Below are 22828 nucleotides of genomic sequence, written 5' to 3' on the forward strand. Positions count from 1 at the left end.
TTCTCGAAAACTCGGCTGAATTCAGTGGTTCAGCGGCGTCGTCGGACATGGCGCACCCTCTCGTCGTCGCGGAAGCGACGGCGGAGCATTTCGGTGCGCTGATGGGTCCGAGCGTTGATCATGGGGCGGGTCCCTACAGCCGAAGGGCAGGGCTTGTCAAGCGGGCGTTTTGAAGAACACCCGTCCGGCGTGCATCGGCGAGATGGGAGAACGTCACTGAACGCCGTAGCGCGCAAAACTGTCCGCGATGCCGGCGTTGATTGCCTTGGCGGCCGCGATGTCTTGCTCAGCGCCTTCGTTGTCGCCCTTCTTTCGCTTCGCCAGTCCGCGGCCGTCGAGGGAGCCGTCGAGCTCAGGCTTTGCGCTCAGCGCCGCGTCGTAATCCGCAATGGCCGCGTCGAGATTGCCGAGCTTCAGATACGTGAGGGCGCGGCTGTCCAGCGTATAGGGGTCGTTGGGAGCCATCTGCAGCGACTGCTCGCAATCGGCCAGCGCCTCCTGCAGGCGGCCAAGGATCGCACGCGTCATGCAACGCGAATTGAACACGCCCGGATAGCTCGCATTGGCCTTGATCGAGCGATCGTAATCCTCCAGCGCCTGCGCATAGTCGTGGGTGTCGAAATACATGTTCGCGCGCGCAAAGAAATCGCGATCGTTGTTCGGACTGAGCTGAAGCGATTTTGCGAAGTCGGCCAGCGCACGCGCACGGTCGCCGCGGTCGCGGAAGACGCGTGCGCGGTTGCCGTAGGCCGGGCCGTAATTCGGGTCGAGCTTGATCGAGAGATCGAAATCCGCCAGTGCGCGAGCGTCGTCGCCATGGTTGCGATAGGCAGTGCCGCGATTGAAATAGGCCAGCGCAAATTTAGGGTCGAGCTTGATGGCCTGATCGTAGTCGGCCATCGCATGCTCGTAGTCGTTCTTGTGGATGTGGGAATTGCCGCGGTTGTTGTAGTAGAGCGCGTCGCGGGCATTCAGCCGAATCGCGCGCGTGTAGTCGGCAATGGCGTGGTCGGTGTCGCCGAGATCGTCATGGGCGATGCCGCGATTGTACCAGAGGTCGGCGTCTTTCGGATCGAGATCGATGGCACGGTTGAAGTCCGCCAGGGCACGCTCCGTGTCGCCTTTTCGCCGAAACATCTCGCCGCGATTGGCCAGCGCCCGCACATTCGAGGGATCGGCCTTGAGCACGGCCGAGCAGCCGGCGATGCGCTGATCCTCGTTTCCCCCGTCGTCGTCGCCATAGCACCATTGGCGTGCCTGCGCGGCTGACGGCGATCGCGCGGCGGCGGACAGGGCGAACACGGCCATTGCGATGCCGATCGCAGACAGCTTGAAGAGAATCCTTGACGTTTCAGTGTGTTTCATTGTTTTCCACATCGAAACCATTGCGCCTCTAGCGCGTTTGTGATCGAAGGACGCGACTTGGTTCGAACCGAATGCATCACGGGTCAGACCAAGAAGGCGGGACCAACCAGATAGTTTGAAGACCTTGTCCGATACGCCTTACCCGATCGACCTCGACAGCATTCGCGGCGCGTTTCCGCCGGGCATCGAGGCGCCATCCCTGCTGGTCGACTTTGCCGATTGGCTGAACGGGCGCCCGTGGGGCAGCGTCGGCCGTTTCTCGCTGCAAGGCCAGTTCTCCGATCAGGCGCCGATCTTCGACGGCAGTCCCTTGCGCGACAGGTTTTCACTGTTCATGCGGCTGCCGGATGGCTCGGCCGTCGGCGGCTGGTATGGCGCAGGTCTTGATCGCGACAACCCGCCGATCGTGGGGCTGGGCTCCGAGGGCGACTACGAGCTGCTCGCGCCGAGCCTCGACGGCTTGCTGGCGAAGCTGACGTCACAGCAATTTGACAAGGCCTGGAGCGATCTCAAGCCGCATGACGAGGTCGAGTGCCAGACCGACGAGCTCGCGAAATGGCTTGCGGGACAGCCGATCGGCGACAAGGCCGCGTGTGACGACGGTGCTGCAGAGCTTCCCGATTTCCGCGGCTTCGTGGAAAAATGGAGCCGGGATCGCGAAGACTATTGGGCCAATCATCGCTTGATGGCCGAGCTCGGCTGGCGGCTCGCCGCGCATCTGCCCAAGGGCAAGAAGCCCTGGGACAAGACGCGCTTCGAGGTCGCGATCGTCGGCAAGCAGTACGAGGCCCGCGTCCTGACCCTCGGCCCGCAGCCGTTCGAGGAGGCCGCCTCGATCGAATCGCTGCTGCGCGATCTGCGCGAGGAGATGCGCAAGGCACAGCCCGAGCTCGGGCTGTGGCACGCGATGAAATTCGGCCTCTATGTCGACGGCCGCGTCATGCCGAACTTCGAATACGATGTGCGTCCGATCATCGGCGGCGAGCCGGCGCAGCTCTCCGAAGCAAAGGCCGATCTCGCGCGCGCCCCGCGCCCGGAGCGGTGGGTGCCGAAATGGCTGGCGTGACGGAACACCGTCAGAATCCCGTCACGGAGCCGTGCAATCAGGTTGCTGATTGAATTAGCTTCTCGTCGGGGTAGTTCGCTGATGCGCGGCCTTTGTCACCGGTTGATTGTCGCGATCCTGCTGATGTCAGCGGCCTCGGCCGCAGACGCGCAAACCGAGCTCGTGGAAAGCGCCGTTGCCGACCTTCCGATCGTGCTGGCTACCGATCCCGCGCTCACGCGGCCTCACGTGATCACACCGGACGAAAAGAAAAACAGCGATGAGGCCGATGCTGGCGGCGTTATTCTCACCTACGTTTTTGAAACGAAGCTTCGCCTTCGGTCGGAGAGGTACTTCCTGGTTGTCTGCAGCTCCGGCGGTAGTGCCGACTACAATTGCGTATTCAACCTGATTGGAGGCGCGGGCGATCTCTATCAAGACCAGATCGAAGGCCTCCGATTCGAGATACCCGGCGACGGTTGCGTCTACGCCTCCGGTCACGTCAATACGATGTTCGACCATCGACGCAAGTACTGCCTTGACGACGACCGGTTGAAGGAGGTTAACCAGCCGTTTCATTACGTCGGCCTCAAGTCAAAGACGCTGCATGACTTGACGTTCTATTTCGATAAGGCTGCGACGAATGCGGTCGGCACCATTCCGAAGGGTGAGTTCGTTGAGGTGCTCGTCGCAAGCGACCGACGTGAGGGGGACTCGTCCGAGCGCTACCATTTCCTCGTTCGGAACAAGAATGGACTGACTGGTTGGGTCAGTCTGGCCGGAGGTCAGCAAGCGGAAGACATCGAGGGGATCTTTTTTGCCGGCGACTAGTCGCGTCGAACCGGTATTCTTCTGCTGTCGTGCCATCTTGACCTCGCGGGAACGGCACCTTCGATCTCCCTTGCGATCCCCCTTGACTTAGAGTGCGCTCGAAGGGGTATCTGTACGTGCGTCAGTACGAGAACGGGCACACATGAAGATCGGCGACCTCGCAAAACGAACCGGCTTGTCGACGCACACGTTGCGTTATTATGAGCGCGTCGGGCTGCTGCCATACGCAGACCGGGATCGTTCCGGCCAGCGTGACTTTGACGCATCGATCCTCACATGGATCGCATTCCTCGGTCGGCTCAAGACCACGGGAATGCCGATCCGGGACATGTTGCGTTATGCGGCGCTTCGTGATGAAGGCGATGCCACCGGGCCAGCCCGGCGGCAGATGCTGGAAATCCACCGGGAACAGGTTCGCACGCAGATTGCCGAACTCCAGGAATGCCTGCTCGTCCTTGATACCAAGATCGCCGGCTATGCCGGCGACGAACAGAGGACGAAGGAAAATGACGCACGCCCAAACACAAGCCGAAAGCCGCTTCGATCGCGGCCAGCGGGCCCTGTCACGCATTGACGGCAGAGCCGGCGAAAAGGTCGTCGCCTCACTCGCCGACATCGCTCCGGATTTCGCACGATACGTGATCGAGTTTCCCTTCGGCGACATTTACAGCCGCCCGGACCTCGGCCTGCGCGATCGAGAGATCGCGACGATCGCCGCGCTGACGGCGCTCGGAAATGCCGCGCCTCAGCTCAAAGTGCATATCGAGGCGGGTCTGAACGTCGGGCTGTCTCGCGACGAAATCGTGGAGATCATCATGCAGATGGCCGTCTATGCGGGCTTCCCGGCGGCGGTGAACGGGCTGTTCGCAGCCAAGGAGGTGTTTTCCGCGCATGACGGACGGCAGGCGTCGGGAGAAGCGACGTGACGAACTTCGAATACGATGTGCGCCCGACCATCGACGGCGAGCCCGCCAAGCTGACCGAAGCCCAGGCCGATCTCGCCCGCGCCCGACGTCCGGAGCGCTGGGTGCCGAAATGGCTGGCTTGACGGAGCTGTAGCCCAGCGACGGTCTGCTCCTTGCAAGCTTGAGGCACAGAGGCTTCCACAGCGTCATGGCCGGGCTTGTCCCGGCCATCCACGCATTGCCCAGTGGCACGAAGAACGTGGATGCCCGGGACAAGCCCGGGCATGACGACCTTCTTCATATCCGGTTGCAGCGACCCGCAAGAGAGGTGACGCGATCGTTGGCGCCGTCAGAACCCCGCGACGCTGCCGTGCAAGTCGTATTGGTCGGCTCGCTCGATCTTCGCGGTGACGATCTCGCCGACGCGCAACGGGCGGCGGCTGGAGAGATAAACCGCGCCGTCAATCTCCGGCGCGTCGGCCTTGGAGCGGCCTTTTGAAACCGTCGGGCCGACCTCGTCGATGATGATCTGCTGGCGCGTGCCGACCTTGCGCTTCAGCCGGCGCGCGGAGATCTTCTGCTGGCGGGCCATCAGCGCGTTGTAGCGCTCCTGCTTGATCTCTTCGGGCACGGGGTTCTCGATCGCATTCGACGTCGCACCGGCAACCGGCTCGTATTTGAAGCAGCCGAGGCGATCGATCTCGGCCTCATCCAGCCAGTCGAGCAGATAGGCGAAATCGGCATCGGTCTCGCCGGGGAAGCCGACGATGAAGGTCGACCGCAAAGCAAGATCGGGACATTCCTCGCGCCAGCGCTTGATCCGCGCCAGCGTCTTGTCCTGCGCTGCGGGGCGCTTCATCGCCTTCAGCACCTCGGGGCTTGCATGCTGGAACGGGATGTCGAGATAGGGCAGCACCTTGCCCTCGTTCATCAGGGCGATGACCTCGTCGACATGCGGGTAGGGGTAGACATATTGCAGCCGGACCCAGGCGCCGAGCTCGCCGAGCTCGCGCGCGAGGTCGAGGAATTTGGCGCGGACCTGACGATCCTTCCACGGGCTCTCGGCGTATTTGAGATCGACGCCGTAGGCGGAGGTGTCCTGCGAGATCACCAGCAGCTCTTTGACGCCGGCACCGACGAGGCGCTCGGCCTCGCGCAGCACGTCATTGGCCGGACGCGAGACGAGATCGCCGCGCAGCTTCGGGATGATGCAGAAGGTGCAGCGGTTGTTGCAGCCCTCGGAGATCTTCAAGTACGCGTAGTGGCGCGGCGTCAGCTTGATGCCCTGCGGCGGCACCAAATCGAGATGCGGATTGTGGGCGGGCGGCAGCGCGCGATGCACGGCGTCCAGCACGCTCTCATATTGCTGCGGGCCGGTGATGGAGAGCACGCCGGGATAGGCTTGCTCGATCTGCTCGGGTTCCGCGCCCATGCAACCGGTCACGATCACCTTGCCGTTCTCGGCCATGGCCTCGCCGATCGCAGAGAGCGATTCTTGCTTGGCGCTGTCGAGGAAGCCGCACGTATTGACGATGACGATGTCGGCCCCGTCATGCTTGCGGGCGAGCTCGTAGCCCTCGGCGCGCAGGCGCGTGATGATGCGCTCGGAATCCACCAATGCCTTGGGACACCCGAGCGACACGAAGCTGACCTTGGGCGCAGCCGTCTGATCCATATCCAAATCTGCCTGATTGACAGGCCTGAGCTAGTCCCAATTGCCCATAATTACAACCCTTTGCATCGCCCTCCGGCATGCTATGGATGAATCGCCGGGTGGTGAGTGAGCTATGAGCGCCGAACAGTCGCCTAAAATCGTGATTGTCGACGAAAGCCCGATCCGGGCTGCGATCCTCGAGGAAGGGTTGCGGGAGGCCGGATTCACGCAGGTCGTCCATATCCGCGAGATGCAGAGCCTGCTCGCCCGTATTTATGCGGTGGATCCCGACATCATCCTGATCGATCTGGAAAACCCCAGCCGCGACGTGCTTGAGGCGATGTTCCAGGTCAGCCGCGCCGTGAAGCGGCCGATCGCGATGTTCGTGGACCAGAGCGATTCAGCCTCGATCCAGGCGTCCGTGGAGGCGGGAGTATCCGCCTACATCGTCGACGGGTTGAAGAAGGAGCGCATCAAGCCGATCCTCGACCTCTGCGTGTCCCGCTTCAACGCCTTCGCAAAACTCCAGGAGGAGCTGGAGCGCACCAAGTCGCAGCTCGAGGACCGCAAGATCATCGAGAAGGCCAAGGGAATTTTGATGAAGGTCAAGGGCCTCACCGAGGACGAGGCCTACGTGCTGCTGCGCTCCACGGCGATGCGCGAGAAGAAGAAAATCGGCGAGATCGCGCAGTCGATCATCACCGCGTCGGAGATGCTGAAATGACCGGTCCCCTCCGCATCGGGTTCATCCCGCTGGTCGACGCCGCCGCCCTGATCGTCGCCGTCGACAAGGGCTTTGCTGCCGCCGAAGGGCTGGAGGTCGAGCTGGTGCGCGAGGTCTCCTGGTCCAACGTGCGCGACAAGCTCAATATCGGCCTGTTCGACGCCGCGCATCTGCTGGCGCCGGTGGCGATTGCGTCCTCGCTCGGGCTCGGCCACGTCAAGGTGCCGATCGCGGCGCCCTTCAACCTCGGTATCAACGGCAATGCGATCACGGTCTCGCCGGCGCTCCATGCCGCGCTGATGGAGGAGATCGACGGCGACCGCTTCGATCCGCTTGTCACGGCGAAAGCGCTGGCGAAGGTCGTCGCGAAGCGTCGCAAGCTAGGTGCCGATCCGCTGACCTTCGGCATGACCTTCCCGTTCTCGACCCACAATTACCAGCTGCGGTTCTGGATGGCGGCGGCCGGCGTCGATCCGGACGAGGATGTGCGTCTCGTGGTGCTGCCGCCGCCCTACATGGTCGATAGCCTCGCCAATGGCCATGTCGATGCGTTCTGCGTCGGCGCGCCCTGGAACTCGGTCGCGGTCGATCTCGGCATCGGCCACATCCTGCATTTCGTCTCCGACATTCTCGTGCGCGCGGCTGAGAAGGTGCTGGCGGTTCGCCAGGTCTGGGCCGACAAGCATCCGGATGTGGTGGCAGCGCTGGTGCGCGCGGCTGTGAAGGGCGCCGAGTTCATCGAGAACCCCGCGAACCTGTCTGAGGCGGCGCGGATCCTGGCGCAGCCGGAACGGATCGGCGTCGATGCCGAAGTCATTCAGCGAACCCTCACCGGGCGCCTGAAGATTTCTCCCGACGGCACCCTCCGCGAGAGCGGTCGCTATCTCCTGGTCGGACGCGAAGGGGCAGGGCGCCCCGATCCGGTCCAGGCGGCCTGGCTCTATGCGCAGATGGTGCGCTGGGGGCAGACCGCACTGACGCCGGACGGCGTCAAGACCGCGATGGCCGTGTTCAGGCCCGACCTCTACGACGCAGCCCTCGGTCAGCAATCGCCCACTGAAGCCCCCGCGGCGTTCGGGGCATTTGCGGGCCCGGCCTTCGATCCCGGCAACATCCGGGGGCATCTGGAGGCCTTCGAGGTCGGACGCTGGAAGGCCTGATTCGGTTCTGCATCGTTTTTGGGCGGAAGAGATCATCGGCTAAATTTTGAGCCGCCTGCTCGAATTTCATGAGATTTCCGGGTCGCGATTTTCCGGGCTTGTCTGTATCCATCTGAAATCAAAGGAATTTTTATTTCATTGAAGCTGGCACGCAACTTGTATGTTGCAGTGCGGCCAGCTTGTCACAGACGCCTGCTGAGCCAAGTCCCGCAGCAACGAAGCTGACCGGACCGTTGGGTGCGCAGCCGGCTTCTTGAGCCAGCCGAGTTCCTCGCGGGTCGCGCAATTTTCCGTCGATGCCACCCGGTGGCCGCAGGAGCTTCGTTACCGACCATGAAAATCGATACGCTCTCAGTCGACTTCTCCGACGAGCAGAAACGCTATCTCGAAGGCTTCACGACCGGTTTGCAGATCAGCCGGGTCGGTCGCAGTCTCGGCGGCAGCGCCGGCAAGGCCAATGCCGAGCCCACGGGCCCCGACGCCGTCCACATCAAGGCCCAGGACAAGGTCATCGCAGCCGGCAAGAAGCTCGCCGACCAGGAGAAGTTCAAGCGCGACGAGCATCCGTTCGATGCCTATCCGCGACTGCGGCAGCAGGCGCTCGACAACGCGCCGCCGAGCCCTGCGGACAATTTCCGCTGGCGCTATTACGGCATCTTCTACGTCGCGCCGACGCAGGACTCCTACATGTGCCGGCTGCGCATCCCGAACGGCATCATGAAGCACTGGCAGCTGTCCGGCCTTGCCGATCTCGCCGACGATCTCTGCGGTCCCTATAGTCACGTCACGACGCGCGCCAATCTTCAGCTCCGCGAGATCCCGCCGAAGAACGCGATCAAGCTGATCGAGGGCATCCAGGACCTCGGCCTGTGCTCGCGCGGGTCCGGCGCCGACAACATCCGCAACGTGACGGGAACACCGACGGCCGGCATCGATCCGCAGGAGCTGATCGACACGCGTCCCTTTGCGCGGGAGTGGCACTACCACATCCTCAACGACCGCTCGCTCTACGGCCTGCCGCGCAAGTTCAACGTCGCCTTCGACGGCGCCGGCAGGATCGCGGTCCTGGAGGAAACCAACGACATCGCCTTCACCGCGTTCGAGGTGAAGGACGGTTTTGGCGTCGAGCCCGGTGTCTGGTTCCGCCTCGGCCTCGGCGGCATCACCGGCCACAAGGACTTTGCAAAATATTCCAACATCATCGTCAAGCCGGAGCAGGCCACCGCCGTCGCCGACGCCATCGTGCGCGTGTTCATCGATCACGGTGACCGCACCAACCGCAACAAGGCGCGTTTGAAATACGTGCTCGATGCCATGGGCCACGACGGTTTCCTTAAACTCGTCGAGGAGCGGCTGAAGACGCCGTTCACGCGCGTGCCGGAAGAGGCGTTTGCGCCGCGGCCAGCCGCGGACCGCATGGCGCATATCGGCGTGCACAAGCAGAAGCAGGACGGCTTGAACTGGATCGGCGTCTCGCTGACGCTCGGCAAGATCAGCTGCGATCAGATGCGGGGTTTGGCCAAAGTGGCGCAGGACCTCGGCGACGGCGAGATCCGCCTGACCGTCTGGCAGAACCTGCTGATATCGGGCGTGCGCGACGAGAATGTCGAACTCGCCATCGCGGCGATCAAGCAGATCGGGCTCGCGGTCGAGGCCTCGCACATCCGCGCCGGCCTGATCGCCTGCACCGGCAGTGCCGGCTGCCGTTTCGCGGCTTCCAACACCAAGCGCAATGCCGCCGAGATCGGCGACTGGTGCGAGCCGCGCGTCGCCATGGACAAGCCGGTCAACATCCACGTCACCGGCTGCCATCATTCCTGCGCGCAGCACTACATCAGCGACATCGGCCTGATCGGGGCGCGCGTGCCGGTGAACGACGAAGACACGGTCGACGGCTATCATCTCTTCACCGGCGGCGGGTTCGGTCCCGATGCGGATGTCGGGCAGGAGGTTTATCACGACCTCAAGGCCGAGGACGCGCCGAAGACGGTCGAGGGACTGCTCAAGGCTTATATCGCCCACCGCTCGTCGCCCGACGAGACCTTCCTGTCCTTTGCGCGCCGCCATGACGGCGAAACGCTGCGCAAGCTTGCCGATGCACAGGTGTCCGCATGAACCAGATCACGCCTCCGCCGAAACTCGACATCATTCCCGCCAGCGCCCCGTTCTCCGACGCGCAGCGCTCCTGGCTCAACGGCTTCTTCGCCGGGCTGTTGTCGCCTGATGTGGCTACGCCGCTGTCGGCGGAGCAGGGCGCAGCCGTCATGCAAGCCGGCGACGGCGACGACGGTGAAGCGCCGTGGCACGACCAGACCATGCCGATTGCGGACCGGATGAAGCTCGCCGAAGGCCGTCCCGTGCGCCGCAAGATGATGGCCGCGATGGCGCAGCAGGATTGCGGCCAGTGCGGCTACAATTGCCACGACTATTCGGAGGCGATCGCCACCCGTAGCGAAGCACGGCTCAATCTCTGCGTCCCCGGCGGCAAGGAAACCGCGCGGATGCTGAAGTCGCTGTACGAGGAGCTGGACAAGGCGCCGGCGGCCAAGGCGGCCGACAAGGTGGATGCGGTGGCGGCGCCGGCCGTGACGGTGACGATCGCCGAGCCCGGCCGCTCGCGCGACAATCCGATCGCGGCGACATTCCTGTCGCGGCGCCTGCTCAACAAGGGGAAGTCGGAGAAAGAGACCTATCACGTCGAGTTCGATCTCGCGGAGAGCAAGCTCGACTATGTCGTCGGCGACAGCTTCGGCGTGTTCGCACGCAATGAGGTCGGCCTCGTCGATCAGATCATCGCGCTGCTCGGCGCTTCCCACACCACCAAGGTCAACGGCAAGACGCTGCGCGAGGTGCTGATCGACGACGTCTCGCTGTCGCCGGCGCCCGACACGCTGTTCGAGCTGATCTCCTTCATCACCGGCGGCGCGCAGCGCGAGAAGGCGCGGGCGCTGGCGCAGGGCGAGGATCCCGATGGCGACGCCGCCACGCTCGACGTCATGGCGGCGCTCCAGAAGTTCTCGGGCACGCGGCCGCATCCCGAAGCCTTCGTCGAGGCGCTGGAGCAGCTCCAGCCGCGGCTGTATTCGATCTCCTCCTCGCACAATGCGACGCCCGGAAAGCTGTCGCTGACGGTGGACTCCGTGCGTTACGTCATCGGCAAGCGCAAGCGGATCGGCGTGGCCTCGACCTTCCTCGGCGAACGCATCGCCGAGGGCGAGAAGCTCAAGGTCTACGTGCAGAAGGCACATGGTTTCGGCTTGCCGCAGGATCCGAAGACGCCTGTCATCATGATCGGCCCCGGCACCGGCATCGCGCCGTTCCGCGCCTTCCTGCTCGATCGCAAGGCGACCGGCGCGCCCGGCAAGAACTGGCTGTTCTTCGGCCATCAGCGCAGCGATTGCGATTTCTTCTATCAGGAAGAGCTCAACGCGATGAAGACCTCGGGGCTGTTGACGCGCATGTCGCTGGCCTGGTCGCGCGACGGCGAGAAGAAGTTCTACGTGCAGGACCGCATGCGCGAGGTCGGCCGCGAGGTGTGGACCTGGCTTGCCGAAGGCGCGCATCTCTACATCTGCGGCGATGCCAAACGCATGGCCAAGGACGTCGAGCGCGCACTGGTCGACATCGTCGCGCAGTTCGGGGCACGTTCTACGGATGAGGCCGTCAGTTTTGTCGCCGAGCTCAAGAAGACGGGCCGCTTCCAGGCTGACGTCTACTAAGGCGCGAGCCGATCAGCGCAAATCGTCCCGGCGGCGCAACCGCCGGACGTCGCGCCGCTGGGCCGCTTCTACTGTGCATGGGGTTGTTTTCGACAATTTTGTTTGGAGGGTGTCTGAATGCCTCCGCCCGACTGTCATCCCAACGTCATCCGGGCCGGTTCCAGCTGGCTCGGATCTTAACGAATAAGATTCTCGGAACCCTTGGGTGAAGAGAATTTGCACCTGCGACGGGGCGCCTTCAGAGAACCTCCATCGCTATTTTCTCCGCCATCTTGCCTCCCGCCAGGGTTGATCCTTCATACTCCCACAAATGGGGCGTTGGAGATCGACCATGCGCGAACTATCGGCGGAAGCCAGGCTGCACTTCTACGCGCGCTCGCTCTCGCGTCGGACCGGGGCGAGCATGCACCACGTTGGGCTCTACAGCGCGTTCGCGGTCATCGCGGCCATCGTGTTCGGCACGCTCTCGGTGCATCCGTTCTGATTACGCCCCGCGCTTGAACGGCGCGACCTCGATTCCCGCATCCTTCAACGCCTGACGCAGGCCGCGCGCGATGTCGACTGCGCCCGGCGTATCGCCGTGGATGCACACCGTGTCCGTGCGCATCTTGATCACCTTACCAGTGACCGAAACCACCGCACCGTCCTGCACCATGCGCACCACGCGGTCGGCGATGGCCTTGGCATCGTGCAGCACCGCGCCGGGCTTCTTGCGCGAGACGAGGTTGCCGTCGTCCTCATAGGCGCGGTCGGCAAACACCTCGTGCACCATCGGCAGATTGGCGTCTTCGCCGGCCTTCACCAGTTTTGAGTTGGCGAGCACGACGAAGATGAGATTGGCATCGACCGCCCTGACGCCGGCGGCGATCGCCTTGGCCGTCATGTCGTCCTCGCAGGCGACGTTGGAGAGCGCGCCATGCGCCTTCACATGCGTGACCTTGTGGCCGGCCGCGGTCGCGATCGCCTGCAGGGCGCCGATCTGGTAGGCGACGAGGTTCTCGATCTCGGAGGCCTTCAGGCCCGCGATCGGATGCCGGCCGAAACCATGCAAGTCGCGATATCCGGGATGGGCGCCGACCGAGACGCCGCGCGCCTTCGCCAGCTCCACTGTCCGGCGCATGATGTCGGGGTCGCCGGCATGGAAGCCGCAGGCGACGTTGACCGAGCTGGCAAGGTCGATCATCGCGGCGTCGTTGCCCATCTCCCACGCGCCAAAACCTTCGCCGAGGTCGCAATTGAGATCGATCGTCTTCATGGGGTGCTCTCCGCCTCTGGTCGTCTTGTCGCTTACGGCTCCGCCGTGACCTGCCAGGTCCCGGCATCCATGGCGCTCACCGCATAGCCCGCGACATTAGCATCGCTGAGCGCCTCGATGTTGAGCTCGACGGTATCGGAAGAGCGCAGGCGATCGGGCAGGTTGCGGATGAGTTGCGCGAACTTGCGCGCCTCTTCCTGCGCCTCGGCCATGGTGACCTCGAGGAAGCGGAACGCGGTTCCCGCCGAGGTCTGTGCGAGGCGGCCGACATCGGCCGTGATCACGGTTGCGATCTTCGGATAGCCGCCGGACGTGCCGCGATCCATCATCAGCGCGATCGGCGAGCCGTTGCCGGGGACCTGGATGCTGCCGTTGACGGTGCCGTCGGAGACGATGTTGTGGCCATGCAGATGCTTGATCGCCGGGCCCTCGAGCCGGTAGCCCATGCGGTCGGAGGTCGCCGAGATCTTCCACTCGCTATCGAGGAACAGCGCCTTGTTGGCGTCGTCGAACTCGTCGTCCTGCGGTCCGAGCAGGACGCGGATCGGACCTGTTGCTGGCTTCGGCAGCTCGATGCGCAGCTCGGGCGCGCCGCTTGCGGCATCAACTGTGAATTCATCGCCGGCCTGCAGCGGGCGCGGGTAGGGGCTGCCGAGGCCCGCGCGGGCGTTCACCGCAAGGCTGCCGAACACCAGTTCGCCTTTGATCCCGCCTTCGATCGCCAGATAAGTGAACGCGCCGCCGCGGGCAAAGCCCAGCGTCAGCGTCTCGCCGTCCTTGAGCGTCACTGACGTGTCCATGGCCACCGGCTTACCGGCGACGTCCGCATTGCGCGGCGCGCCTGATATCGCGACGCGCACGGCGCCGTCTTTGGCGGTGAACGTGGCGCCGAACGGGCCGATCTCGACCACGGCCGCGAACGGCTCGTTGCCGACCAGCGTGTTCGCTGCTGCCAGTGACAGACGGTCCATCGCCCCGCTGACCGTCAGGCCGTAGCGCTGCGCGCCGTGGCGGCCGCCGTCCTGGACGGAGCTTGCGGGACCGATGCTGGCGATCACGAGCCGGCTCATGCGACCACCCGCTCGGCGATGATCTCGCCGGCCTCGGCGGCGCGATCCTGTTCCTCGAAGGTCTTGTGGTCGATGGCGAAAAACGTCACGCGATCACCGGGTTCGGTGAGAAAGGTCGGATTCCGGTGGAGTTGATAGGTTCTGACAGGCGTGCGGCCGAGCAAGTGCCAGCCGCTCGGGGCCGCCAGGCACTGGATTCCGGCCTGGATACCGCCGATCGAGATCGTGCCGGCGGGCGTGAACAGCCGCGGGCTCTGCCGCCGCGACATGTGCAGGGATTTGTCGAGGCCGCTGAGATAGGACCAGCCCGGGGTGAAACCGATCATGGCGACACGGTAGTCGCCGGCGACGTGACGGGCGACGATGTCGTCGGGCGTGGTGTTCAGCGCCTTGGCGACATCCTCGAGGTCGATGCCGTGCTCGCCGCCATAGGCGACGGGAATGCGCCAGCGCCGCGCCTTCGTGGCCGGCGGCAGCGGCTGGCTGGCGAGCGCAAGCAGCTTTTCGCCGAGCGCGTCGAAGCCGATCTTGCCGGGATCGTAATGCACCAGCAGCGAGCGATAGGTCGGAACGGTCTCGGTGATACCGTCGATGGGGCTTGCTGCGAGCGCCTTGTCGAGTGCGAGCACGCGCTCGTTGGCGGCGTCATCGATGGTGCGGCTGAATTCGACCGTGACGGCGCTGTCGCCACTGGGCAGAAGGCGGGGCGGGGGAAGCGTCGCGGCCATGAGCTGTCGAAGGGCTGTCGAAATCGGGCTTCTCAGGAAATGCGGGCTCAGCCTTGAGTTCCGCTTTTCCTTGCTTCGCGTAAATGCGCCCGCAAGTCCAATAAATTAATGCAAGGGGAAGCGATAAAGCGTTGTTATCGCGTCGCATAACAGCCCAGCGGCCCTGCGTTCTTGCTGGCTCTTTGGCCCTTGACGCAAGGGCTGCGGCTCGCAAGATGCGCGCGTTCTTTCCCGCCCATCCGGAGCTCGTCCTCGTCCATGTCGCTGTCCCCCGAAGCCCGCAAGACCCTCGCCGGCATCACCACTGCCACCATCACCACGGTCCTGCTGAAGAAGGGCCTGCGCAACGTGTGGATGCGCGGCGCGCGTCCGCTGCGTCCGGGCCTGCCGCGCCTGGTCGGGCCGGCCTTCACGCTGCGCTTCGTGCCGGCGCGCGAGGATCTGGCGACGCCGGAATCCTGGTCCTCGCCGATCTCGACGCGCACCGCGATCGAGGCGATGCCGGACGGCTGTATTGCCGTGGTCGATGCCATGGGCATCACCGATGCCGGCATCTTCGGCGACATTCTTTGCGCGCGCATGATGAAGCGCGGCGTGACCGCACTCGTCACCGACGGCGTGGTGCGGGACGTCGAGGGCGTGCTCGGCACCAATCTTCCGGTGTGGTGCGACGGCTATGCCGCGCCGCCGTCGGTTGCAGGCCTCACCTTCGTCGGCTGGGGCGAGCCGATCGGCTGCGGCGGCGTTGCGGTGTTCCCGAACGACATCGTGGTCGCCGACCAGGACGGCTGCGTGCTGATCCCGCAGGCGATGCTCGATCACGTGCTCAACGAGGGCGTCGAGCAGGAGCGGATGGAAGCCTGGATCGTCAACGAGGTGAACAACGGCGCGGTGTTGCCGGGCCTCTATCCCATGAACGCCGAAACCAAGGCGCGCTACGCCGCCAGCAAGAAGTAACAGGAAACGAGGTATCCCATGGAAATCACCGTCGCAGGCACGCGGCCGACCCGCCGCGCGCCCAAGGAAAATTTTACGGGCACTGTGTTGCAGGACCCCGTGATCATGGCCCCGGCGCCGGCGCGGCTGAACTGCTCGCGCGTCACCTTTGAGCCGGGCGCGCGTACCAACTGGCACCACCATCCGCTTGGGCAGACGCTCTACGTGATTTCGGGCGTCGGCCGCGTCCAGACCAAGGGTGGCCCCGTCAAGGAGATTCGTCCCGGTGACACCGTCTGGATTCCGCCGGGTGAACTGCACTGGCACGGCGCCTCGCCCAACAACAGCATGTGCCATATCGCCATGCAGGAGGCGCTCGACGGCGTCTATTCGACCTGGCTGGAGCCGGTGACCGACGCGGAGTACGGCGCGGCGCTGGGCTAATCTCTCGTGCCCCCGGATGCAATGCAGCGCGTAAGCGCTGCGTTGCTGATCCGGGGCCCACAAGTTTCCTCAAAGCAAGAGCCCTTTGGTCCCGGCTTTGCGCAGCAACGCTGCGCGTTGCAGCGCGTCCGGGACACGGCAAATCACATCCGTTCCGCGGTCCACGTGCCCGTGCACAGGGGGCCGTGCCATGTGCCGGAGCCTGAGGTGCCGCTGAGCCGCCCGAAGCCGACGGCGCGTTTGATCCCGGTGCTCAAGGTGACGTTGATGCTGCCGGCATCGGCCACGCGGCCGGATGCCGAAACCGCAGCGCTGCTCGATGCGATCTGACCGTTGCTGATGCCGATCGACACCGTTGCGCCGTTGCCGCAAGTCTCGCTCGATGATGAGATGCGGACATTCCATGCGCCGTCGAAGGTGGAGGTCGCCGCGCCCGCCTGCGTCAGCGGGACGGCGATGGCGACAATGCTGGCGAAGAGACCTTTGCAAAATCTGTTCATGACACGCCCCGTTGGTTGACCATGGGGGGATCGTGGCATGAGCGCGGAACCCGCGATGTGAGGGCTGTCACGTGCGCAAGGGGCTCTGTGAGGTGGCGCACTCCGCAAAGAGATCGCGGACAAAAGCAAAGGGGCCCGGATCGCGGGCCCCTTGTCTCGGTTCGAACGTCGAAGTCGGACTCAGTTCACGCGCGTCCAGGTCTGGCCGCCGCAGAACATGCCGCCGAAGGCGCAGCCCTGCACGCGCAGGCGGTCGGTGCCCTTCATCGCGATCGTGGAATCGTAGGTCGAGCCGGAGTTGGGATCGAGGATGCGGCCGGACCATTTCTGATCCTTGTTCTGGTCCTTGGCGGGTTTCATGTTGATGAGGACCTGTTCGCCGTTCTGGTTCGATTTGCTGTCGACCGAATAGCCGCAGAGATTGCTGCCGCATTGCTCGATGCGGACCTTGCCTTCCTTCTCCTCGGTCAGCCAGATGCCGAGCGGTGAATTGAGATCGCGCGCGGGCGCGGCTGCGGGAGCCGGGGGAGCGACGGCGGCGGCCTGAACAGGTGCGGGTGACGGGGCAGGCGCAGGAGGCGGCGCCGGGGGGGCAGCAGCCACAGTCGGGGCCGGCGGCGGCGCCACGGCGGGCGCTGCCTGCTGCCCGACCGGAGCGGGCGCCGGAGGCGGTGTAGGCGGCGGCAACACGGCCGTTTCGGCCGGCGCATTGCTGGCGGTTGCAGACGGCGGTGGAGCGGGCGGGGGCGGAATTGGAGGCGGCGCTGCGGCGGCCGGAGCCTGTTCGGTTGCGGGCGGCGCTGCGAGGGGGGCAGGTGCTGGCGCCGAAGCGGCTGGCGGTTGCGGATCAACCTTGGCCTGTTGCGGCGCCTGCTGGCCCGGGCTCGTCTCGTTCTTCTTGGCCTTCTTCGCCTTGCCCTGGCCCGTGTTGTCATAGACGCCGGGGATCTGCACCGTGCCGCGGTCCGGATCGATGCGGATGGTGCGCCCGCCATATTCGAAAGTGTACTGCGCCTGCGCAGCGGTGCTCGCCAAAAGGAATGCGGCCGTGGCCAACAGCTTCCTCATTTCGGTCTCCTGAACAGCTGGTCCCCGTACCGACACTTACGCGCCGGTTCGATCGCAAAAAGTGATCTAGATCACTCTCACCGTATGAGTCGTGTTCCGGCGGTTCCGGGTTCAATAACGCCGAACTCCGTCCAGAGTTGGACGGCGGAGCGGCGCCTCTGGACGCGGTAGGGGATAGGCAAGTAAAACCGTTGTGGTTGAAGCTTTCGAAAGCACACGCAGATGCTACAGCCACGACTTGGCGAATTTATTCTGATCGTAGTCGTTTGCCTTGCTGCGACGCTGGCGCACGCGGCCGGGCTCCGGTTTATCGAAGTGCCGGCGGACGCCGGCGGCCCCGCGCTCGCGGGCATGGTGTGGACACCTTGTGCGGCGGCGCCCTCCGAGGTCGCTTTGGGCGGCGGTGTCGTCCTGCCGGGTGTGAAGGACTGTCCGGTAGCGGGCAATCGACTGCCGCTGATCGTCGTGTCGCACGGACGGCGCGGCTCGTTTTTGGCCCACGTCGACACGGCGACCGCATTGGCCGATGCCGGCTTCGTGGTCGCTGCGATCAATCACCCAGGCGACACTGCCAGAGACACCAGCCGGACCGATGAATTCTCCGTCCTGGTCGAGCGCCCCGCCGACATGAAGCGGCTTACGGATTTCATGCTCGGCGCCTGGAAGGAAGCGGCGGTCCTGGACCCCAAGCGGGTTGGCTTGTTCGGGTTCTCGCGCGGCGCCTATACCGGTCTCGTCGTGATCGGCGGCAACCCCGATTTCGGCGCGCTCGCTCCGTTCTGCGACAGCGACGGAGCCACGACGCCAAAATGCCGGGACATTCGCGAGAGCCGGGTACCGACCGAGCCCTCAGTCCACGATCCCCGTATCAGAGCCGCCATACTGGCGGATCCGGCACTTTTTGACGGCCTCTTCAGCCGCGAGCGTCTGGCTGGCGTGACGATCCCAATTCTCTTGTGGCGTTCGGCGTTTGGCGGTGATGGCGCCGTACCCGATGCTGTCGATGCGCTGGTGCCGCTGCTTCCTGCGCAGCCCGACTACCGGATCGTGCCGAACTCCACGCATTTCTCCTTCATTGCTCCATGCCCACCCAAGCTTGCCGAGGCCGCGCCGATCCCGTGCACCGATCCTCCAGGGTTTGATCGGATAGTGTTTCACGACGTGTTCAACGGCGCAGCCGTCGCCTTCTTCCGCGCGCGCCTGGAGTGATGGCGCACGCGGCGAGAACATCGCCTTAGTCGAACCAGGCGGCGTAGATCTTCCTGTAGCTGCCGTCCTCCATCGAGATGTGCAGCCACTGGTCGACGAAAGCCTTCAGCGCCATGTCGCGCTGGAGCCAGTAGGCCTTCTCCGAAAAGTCGAACGGCTTCTCGGGATGCACCGCGCAGAGCACGCCGGAATGCTGCTTCTGCTGGTAGCGGGTCTCGGAGGCGTCCGTCATCATCAAATCGGCGTTGCCCTTGGCGATCTCGTCGAAGATCACGGTGTTGTCGGGGAAGACGTTGATCTCGGCGTCCTGATGTTGGCGCGCGCGAACCGCTCGTTGGTGCCGCCGGGATTGACGATGACGCGGGTGCCCTTCTTGTCGATGTCGGAGATGGTCTGGTACTTGCCGACGTCGGCGCAGCGTGCGATCGGCGTCTTGCCTTCACGCATGATCGGCATCGAGAAGAAGCCCTTCCTCTGCCGGTCGAGCGTGACCGAGACGCCGCCCATGGCGATGTCGAACTGGTCGGCCTCGAAGTCCTTCATGAGCTTCGGCCAGGCCGTCGGCACGAATTCGACCTTGACGCCGAGCGCCCTGCCGAGCGCCTCCGCCATGTCGACGTCGAAGCCGTTGAACTGCTGTGTCGCCTTGTCCAGGTAGGTGAAAGGCTTGTAGTCGCCGGTCATGCCGACGCGCAAAGTGCCGCGCTTGACGATCTCGTCGAGGCGCGATGGCGCCGGCTGCTGTGCATATACCGAAAAGTTCGCCAGCAGGACCGCGGCCAAAGCCGCCACGATTCGAACGATCATCTCTTTTCCACCCATGCCCGAGCTGTCATTGTGCAGCTCTTGAAACTTGGATTTAGACCAGATGCCCGTCGCTGGCGAGGCGGAATTGAAGGGAATTTAGGGTGACGATCTCGATGTATGACGCCTCGGTCGGCGTCTTCGTGCCGTATCTGCGCAACCTGTCGGCACTGCTGGACAAGGGCGTCGCCTATGCCGAAAGCCGGAAGTTCAATCCGGCCGTCCTGCTCGGCATGCGCATGGCGCCGAACATGTACGATCTGGCGCAGCAGATAGGGGAGGCGTGCCGCCATGCCACGGTCGCGCCAGCCTTGCTGGCCGACCAAGAGCCGGTGGCGCTGCCGGCGCTGGAGCACGACATCGCCGGGCTTCAGGCGCGCATTGCGACGTCAATCGAGTTCATCGAAAGCCTGTCGCGCGCCGAGATCGATAGTGCGGCGGAACGGAACGTCTTCTTCAGGCTGAAAAACGGGACCGAGCTGCCCTTCACCGGGCGGACGCTGCTGCTTACGTTCAGCGTCCCGCAATTCTTCTTTCACGTCACGACGTCCTACGACTTGCTCCGGCATGCCGGCGTCGAGCTCGTGAAGCGGGATTTTCTCGGCCCCCGCGAGCGCTAGGCTTCGCCCTTGCGCTCGTAATCGGCGAGCGAGCTGCGGCCGGCGATCTCGCTGCGCAGCTCCTCGAAGCGCCGATGTGCCTCGTCCTCGTGCGCGTCGACGAAATGCACCGCGGCTTCGCTCGTCATCGGGCCGCTGACCACGGGCGCGGACTGCTCGCCGATGGTCTCGTGGACGTAGAACTGGCCGTCATCGCCGCGATGGACCGTCCATTTCAGACGGATCGCCACCATCGGCCCCGGACCGACCTTGCTGTAGCCGTCGGCATCGGTGTGCTCCGGCACCAGCGGCTGCTCCTCGACCACGGGATGCTCGTGCTCGTCGACCATCGCATGCTCGTCGACCACCACATGCTCGTCGGCGATCGGATGCTCGTCGGCGACGACCTGCTCACCGTCGACCACCATTTCGGTCTCGGTCTCGCGGACGGGCTCGGGGTGCTCCAAAATGCTGGCGATGGTTGCCAGCGCGTGGTCGGTCGGGTCGATCTCTGACAAGGGTTCATCCTCCAGCTCGACGCGGCCGGCAAGTCTGTCCCACTGCCGCCGCGGCCGGACTTATTACGCGGGTTTGATTAAGGCTGAGTTGGGGCTCGATCTGCACCAAAATGGGACGCATTCTGGCGTTCCGGAGGCGGGCGAATAACCGCCCGCCTGGAGGTCGGCTCAGGCGAGCACGTCCTGGTTGATGATGTTCTGCCGGATGGGATCGCCGTCCAGCACACTCAGGATATTGCGAGCGGTCTGCTCGCTCATGCGGCTCACCGCCTCGACGGTGACGCCGGCGACGTGCGGGGCCATGATGACGTTGGGCAGCGCGAACAGCGCGTTGCTGACCGGCGGCGGCTCCACCTCGAACACGTCGATCCCGGCACCGGCAATCCTGCCGGAGACCAGGGCGTCGTATAGCGCGGCCTCCTTCACGATGCCGCCGCGTGCAGTGTTGATGAGATAGGATTTCGGCTTCATCCGGCCGATCCGCGCCGCATCGAACAGGCCGACGGTCTCCGGCGTCTTCGGGCAATGGATGGTGACGAAGTCGGCGTTGGGCAGCGCTGCGTCGAGATCGGCGACGGGCTCGCAGCCCGCGGCCTTGATCTCGGCGGCAGGCTTGTAGGGATCGTAGACCTGTACCTTCATTTCCATCGCTTTGCAGCGCTTGGCGGTGCGACTGCCGATGCGGCCGAAGCCGATGATCAGCACGGTCTTGCCGTAGAGGTCGAACGGCAGCATGCCGAGCCGGTTGGCCCATTGGCCATCCTTGACGCAGGCGTGCATCTCATTGGCGCGCTTGGCCAGCGTCAGCATCATGAACAGCGCCTGCTCGGCGACCGAGGGCGAGTTGGCGCTGCCCGCTACCATCAGCGGCACCTTGCGGCGGGAGAGGGCGGGCACGTCGACGGCGTCGTAACCGACGCCGATGCGGGTCACCACCTTCATGTCCTTCGAGGCCTCGAGCTCGGTCTCACCGAAGGCGGTGGCACCCAGCGCCACGCCGTGAACCGGCGCGTGGTTCTTCAGCAAGGCTTCGAAATCCTTGGCCGAGATCAGGTTCGGAAACTCGACGAGCTCGATATCGTCCCGCTGGGTGAGGAGGGCGCGTGCCCCTTGCGACAAAGTTTGTGTAACGAAAATCTTCTTTTTGTTGGTCGCCATCGCTCCCCGCCTGCTTGCATTTCTTGGACCTGCGTCACAACACGACGCCGGTGTCTTCGTTTAGCAGGTGCATATTGTTGAGGTCCATCGCCAAACGCAAGGGTGCCCCGTCCTTGGCGCCGGCGTTGGGATCGACGCGGCCGCAGACCGGCGTGCCGTCGAGCCCGAAATAGACCAGGGTCTCCATCCCCATCGGCTCGGTGACGTCGAGCACGGTGTCGAAGGTCTCGACGCCCGGCCCCAGATGCGCGTGCGACTCGGTGAGGTGCTCGGGCCGGAGGCCGAGCAGCAGCTTGTCGGTGCGCGGCAGCGCGTTGTAGCGCGTGGCGCGGGCCGGCGGCAGCGCAAAGGCGATGCGGTCGGTCAGACGGATCTGAAGCGCGCCACCGACGTCCTCCAGCCGGCACGGGATGAAATTCATCGCGGGCGAGCCGATGAAGCCGGCGACGAAGCGCGTCGCCGGCTTGTGGTAGAGCTCGTTGGGCGTGCCGATCTGCTCGATGCGGCCCTTGTTCATCACAACGACGCGGTCAGCCAACGTCATCGCCTCGACCTGGTCGTGGGTGACGTAGACCGTGGTGGTGCGTACCTTCTGGTGCACCTTCTTGATCTCGATCCGCATCTGCACGCGCAGCTTGGCGTCGAGATTGGACAGCGGCTCATCGAACAGGAACACTTTCGGATTGCGCACGATGGCGCGGCCCATCGCGACACGCTGGCGCTGGCCGCCGGAGAGCTGCTTCGGCTTGCGGTCGATCAGGTCGGTGATGTCGAGGAGGCGGGCGGCTTCCGTCACCCGCGCCTTGATCTCGGCCTTGGGAAAGTGCTTCAGGCGCAGCCCGAACGACATGTTCTCCGCGACCGTCATGTGCGGGTAGAGCGCGTAGTTCTGGAACACCATGGCGATGTCGCGATCCTTCGGCGGTACGTCATTGACGACGTCGCCGCCGATCATGATGTCGCCGTCGCTGATGTCCTCGAGGCCCGCGATCATGCGCAGCGTCGTCGACTTGCCGCAGCCCGAAGGCCCAACCAGCACGATGAACTCATGGTCGGCGATGTCCAAGTCGATGCCGCGCACGGCTTCGACATCATCGTAACGCTTGACCACCTTCCGCAATGCAACGTCAGCCATG

24 protein-coding genes and 1 pseudogene are annotated in these 22828 nt (G+C 64.5%); 14 read left to right on the plus strand and 11 right to left on the minus strand.

The features are described 5' to 3' along the window. Positions 1 to 213: 213 nt before the first annotated feature. A complete protein-coding gene (locus AB7290_RS20770) occupies positions 214 to 1365 on the minus strand; it encodes a tetratricopeptide repeat protein (RefSeq protein ID WP_231142031.1) in 1152 nt (383 codons plus the stop codon). 115 nt (positions 1366 to 1480) lie between these two features. Between AB7290_RS20770 and AB7290_RS20775 the strand changes: the two genes are divergently transcribed. The 5 genes from AB7290_RS20775 to AB7290_RS20795 all read left to right on the plus strand — a co-directional run bounded on the left by AB7290_RS20775 (position 1481) and on the right by AB7290_RS20795 (position 4289). Further along, complete coding sequence (locus AB7290_RS20775; protein ID WP_225048847.1) at positions 1481 to 2431, plus strand: hypothetical protein; 951 nt, start codon at positions 1481 to 1483, stop codon at positions 2429 to 2431. Positions 2432 to 2473: 42 nt separating this feature from the next. Beyond that, positions 2474 to 3241: an SH3 domain-containing protein gene (locus tag AB7290_RS20780; protein WP_144030615.1), complete on the plus strand. Its 768-nt coding sequence runs from the start codon at positions 2474 to 2476 to the stop codon at positions 3239 to 3241. 142 nt (positions 3242 to 3383) lie between these two features. Beyond that, positions 3384 to 3815: a MerR family transcriptional regulator gene (locus tag AB7290_RS20785; RefSeq protein WP_085398994.1), complete on the plus strand. Its 432-nt coding sequence runs from the start codon at positions 3384 to 3386 to the stop codon at positions 3813 to 3815. Next, positions 3748 to 4167, plus strand: a complete 420-nt coding sequence (locus AB7290_RS20790; RefSeq protein ID WP_014495189.1) for a carboxymuconolactone decarboxylase family protein — start codon at positions 3748 to 3750, stop codon at positions 4165 to 4167. The genes AB7290_RS20785 and AB7290_RS20790 overlap by 68 nt, the downstream gene beginning before the upstream one ends. Beyond that, the gene (locus tag AB7290_RS20795; protein ID WP_283808540.1) at positions 4164 to 4289 is read left to right on the plus strand and encodes a hypothetical protein; all 126 of its coding nucleotides are present in this window, start codon (positions 4164 to 4166) and stop codon (positions 4287 to 4289) included. The genes AB7290_RS20790 and AB7290_RS20795 overlap by 4 nt, the downstream gene beginning before the upstream one ends. Before the next feature lie 206 nt (positions 4290 to 4495). Here the strand turns inward: AB7290_RS20795 and rimO are convergent, their stop codons facing one another. Then, positions 4496 to 5821, minus strand: coding sequence for a 30S ribosomal protein S12 methylthiotransferase RimO (rimO, locus tag AB7290_RS20800; RefSeq protein ID WP_063983228.1), 1326 nt, complete (start codon positions 5819 to 5821; stop codon positions 4496 to 4498). 112 nt (positions 5822 to 5933) lie between these two features. On the opposite strand from rimO, the gene AB7290_RS20805 reads away from it, so the two are divergent. The 5 genes from AB7290_RS20805 (at position 5934) to AB7290_RS20825 (ending at position 11887) form a co-directional block, all read left to right on the plus strand. Beyond that, on the plus strand, positions 5934 to 6524 hold the full coding sequence (locus tag AB7290_RS20805) for an ANTAR domain-containing response regulator (protein ID WP_027559205.1): 591 nt from the start codon (positions 5934 to 5936) through the stop codon (positions 6522 to 6524). Continuing rightward, complete coding sequence (locus AB7290_RS20810) at positions 6521 to 7684, plus strand: CmpA/NrtA family ABC transporter substrate-binding protein (protein WP_085398996.1); 1164 nt, start codon at positions 6521 to 6523, stop codon at positions 7682 to 7684. Before AB7290_RS20805 ends, AB7290_RS20810 begins: the two co-directional genes overlap by 4 nt. Positions 7685 to 8017: 333 nt before the next feature. After that, positions 8018 to 9799 carry a NirA family protein gene (locus AB7290_RS20815; protein ID WP_085398997.1) on the plus strand — a complete coding sequence of 594 codons (1782 nt, stop codon included), beginning with the start codon at positions 8018 to 8020 and terminating at the stop codon, positions 9797 to 9799. Beyond that, on the plus strand, positions 9796 to 11403 hold the full coding sequence (locus AB7290_RS20820; RefSeq protein WP_085398998.1) for a sulfite reductase subunit alpha: 1608 nt from the start codon (positions 9796 to 9798) through the stop codon (positions 11401 to 11403). The genes AB7290_RS20815 and AB7290_RS20820 overlap by 4 nt, the downstream gene beginning before the upstream one ends. A gap of 331 nt (positions 11404 to 11734) precedes the next feature. Next, positions 11735 to 11887: a hypothetical protein gene (locus AB7290_RS20825; protein ID WP_014495196.1), complete on the plus strand. Its 153-nt coding sequence runs from the start codon at positions 11735 to 11737 to the stop codon at positions 11885 to 11887. On the opposite strand, the gene AB7290_RS20830 is transcribed toward AB7290_RS20825, so the two are convergent. Genes AB7290_RS20830 through pxpB form a run of 3 tightly spaced genes read right to left on the minus strand, consistent with a single transcriptional unit; the run spans position 11888 to position 14456 of the window. Beyond that, positions 11888 to 12658 carry a LamB/YcsF family protein gene (locus tag AB7290_RS20830; RefSeq protein WP_085398999.1) on the minus strand — a complete coding sequence of 257 codons (771 nt, stop codon included), beginning with the start codon at positions 12656 to 12658 and terminating at the stop codon, positions 11888 to 11890. Positions 12659 to 12690: 32 nt separating this feature from the next. Beyond that, positions 12691 to 13728: a biotin-dependent carboxyltransferase family protein gene (locus AB7290_RS20835; RefSeq protein ID WP_085399000.1), complete on the minus strand. Its 1038-nt coding sequence runs from the start codon at positions 13726 to 13728 to the stop codon at positions 12691 to 12693. Next, positions 13725 to 14456, minus strand: a complete 732-nt coding sequence (gene pxpB, locus AB7290_RS20840; RefSeq protein WP_085399001.1) for a 5-oxoprolinase subunit PxpB — start codon at positions 14454 to 14456, stop codon at positions 13725 to 13727. The genes AB7290_RS20835 and pxpB overlap by 4 nt, the downstream gene beginning before the upstream one ends. Before the next feature lie 258 nt (positions 14457 to 14714). Here pxpB and AB7290_RS20845 point away from each other — a divergent pair, with 258 nt between their 5' ends. After that, positions 14715 to 15413: a ribonuclease activity regulator RraA gene (locus AB7290_RS20845; RefSeq protein WP_008129640.1), complete on the plus strand. Its 699-nt coding sequence runs from the start codon at positions 14715 to 14717 to the stop codon at positions 15411 to 15413. A gap of 18 nt (positions 15414 to 15431) precedes the next feature. Further along, complete coding sequence (locus tag AB7290_RS20850; RefSeq protein ID WP_014495201.1) at positions 15432 to 15836, plus strand: (R)-mandelonitrile lyase; 405 nt, start codon at positions 15432 to 15434, stop codon at positions 15834 to 15836. A 143-nt stretch (positions 15837 to 15979) separates the two neighbouring features. Here AB7290_RS20850 and AB7290_RS20855 read toward each other — a convergent pair whose 3' ends face one another. Beyond that, complete coding sequence (locus AB7290_RS20855; RefSeq protein ID WP_085399002.1) at positions 15980 to 16336, minus strand: hypothetical protein; 357 nt, start codon at positions 16334 to 16336, stop codon at positions 15980 to 15982. 180 nt (positions 16337 to 16516) lie between these two features. Continuing rightward, on the minus strand, positions 16517 to 17404 hold the full coding sequence (locus AB7290_RS20860; protein WP_085399003.1) for a DUF2147 domain-containing protein: 888 nt from the start codon (positions 17402 to 17404) through the stop codon (positions 16517 to 16519). A 393-nt stretch (positions 17405 to 17797) separates the two neighbouring features. Here AB7290_RS20860 and AB7290_RS20865 point away from each other — a divergent pair, with 393 nt between their 5' ends. Beyond that, positions 17798 to 18613, plus strand: a complete 816-nt coding sequence (locus AB7290_RS20865) for an alpha/beta hydrolase family protein (protein WP_441253744.1) — start codon at positions 17798 to 17800, stop codon at positions 18611 to 18613. A gap of 25 nt (positions 18614 to 18638) precedes the next feature. Here AB7290_RS20865 and AB7290_RS20870 read toward each other — a convergent pair. Then, positions 18639 to 19420: pseudogene (locus AB7290_RS20870) on the minus strand (transporter substrate-binding domain-containing protein). 113 nt (positions 19421 to 19533) lie between these two features. On the opposite strand from AB7290_RS20870, the gene AB7290_RS20875 reads away from it, so the two are divergent. Continuing rightward, positions 19534 to 20037, plus strand: a complete 504-nt coding sequence (locus AB7290_RS20875; protein WP_028158770.1) for a DUF1993 domain-containing protein — start codon at positions 19534 to 19536, stop codon at positions 20035 to 20037. Here the strand turns inward: AB7290_RS20875 and AB7290_RS20880 are convergent. From AB7290_RS20880 to AB7290_RS20890, 3 genes are all read right to left on the minus strand, one after another. Further along, positions 20034 to 20534 (minus strand): hypothetical protein, encoded by a 501-nt coding sequence (locus AB7290_RS20880; RefSeq protein ID WP_071913817.1) that lies wholly within the window; start codon positions 20532 to 20534, stop codon positions 20034 to 20036. The genes AB7290_RS20875 and AB7290_RS20880 overlap by 4 nt on opposite strands. A gap of 168 nt (positions 20535 to 20702) precedes the next feature. Then, positions 20703 to 21692 (minus strand): hydroxyacid dehydrogenase, encoded by a 990-nt coding sequence (locus tag AB7290_RS20885; RefSeq protein WP_085399006.1) that lies wholly within the window; start codon positions 21690 to 21692, stop codon positions 20703 to 20705. A gap of 34 nt (positions 21693 to 21726) precedes the next feature. After that, complete coding sequence (locus AB7290_RS20890) at positions 21727 to 22827, minus strand: ABC transporter ATP-binding protein (protein ID WP_085399007.1); 1101 nt, start codon at positions 22825 to 22827, stop codon at positions 21727 to 21729. Between the last annotated feature and the right edge of the window lies 1 nt (position 22828).

The organism is Bradyrhizobium sp. 613_E4_N2_2, assembly GCF_052075995.1.
Lineage (GTDB): Bacteria > Pseudomonadota > Alphaproteobacteria > Rhizobiales > Xanthobacteraceae > Bradyrhizobium > Bradyrhizobium barranii.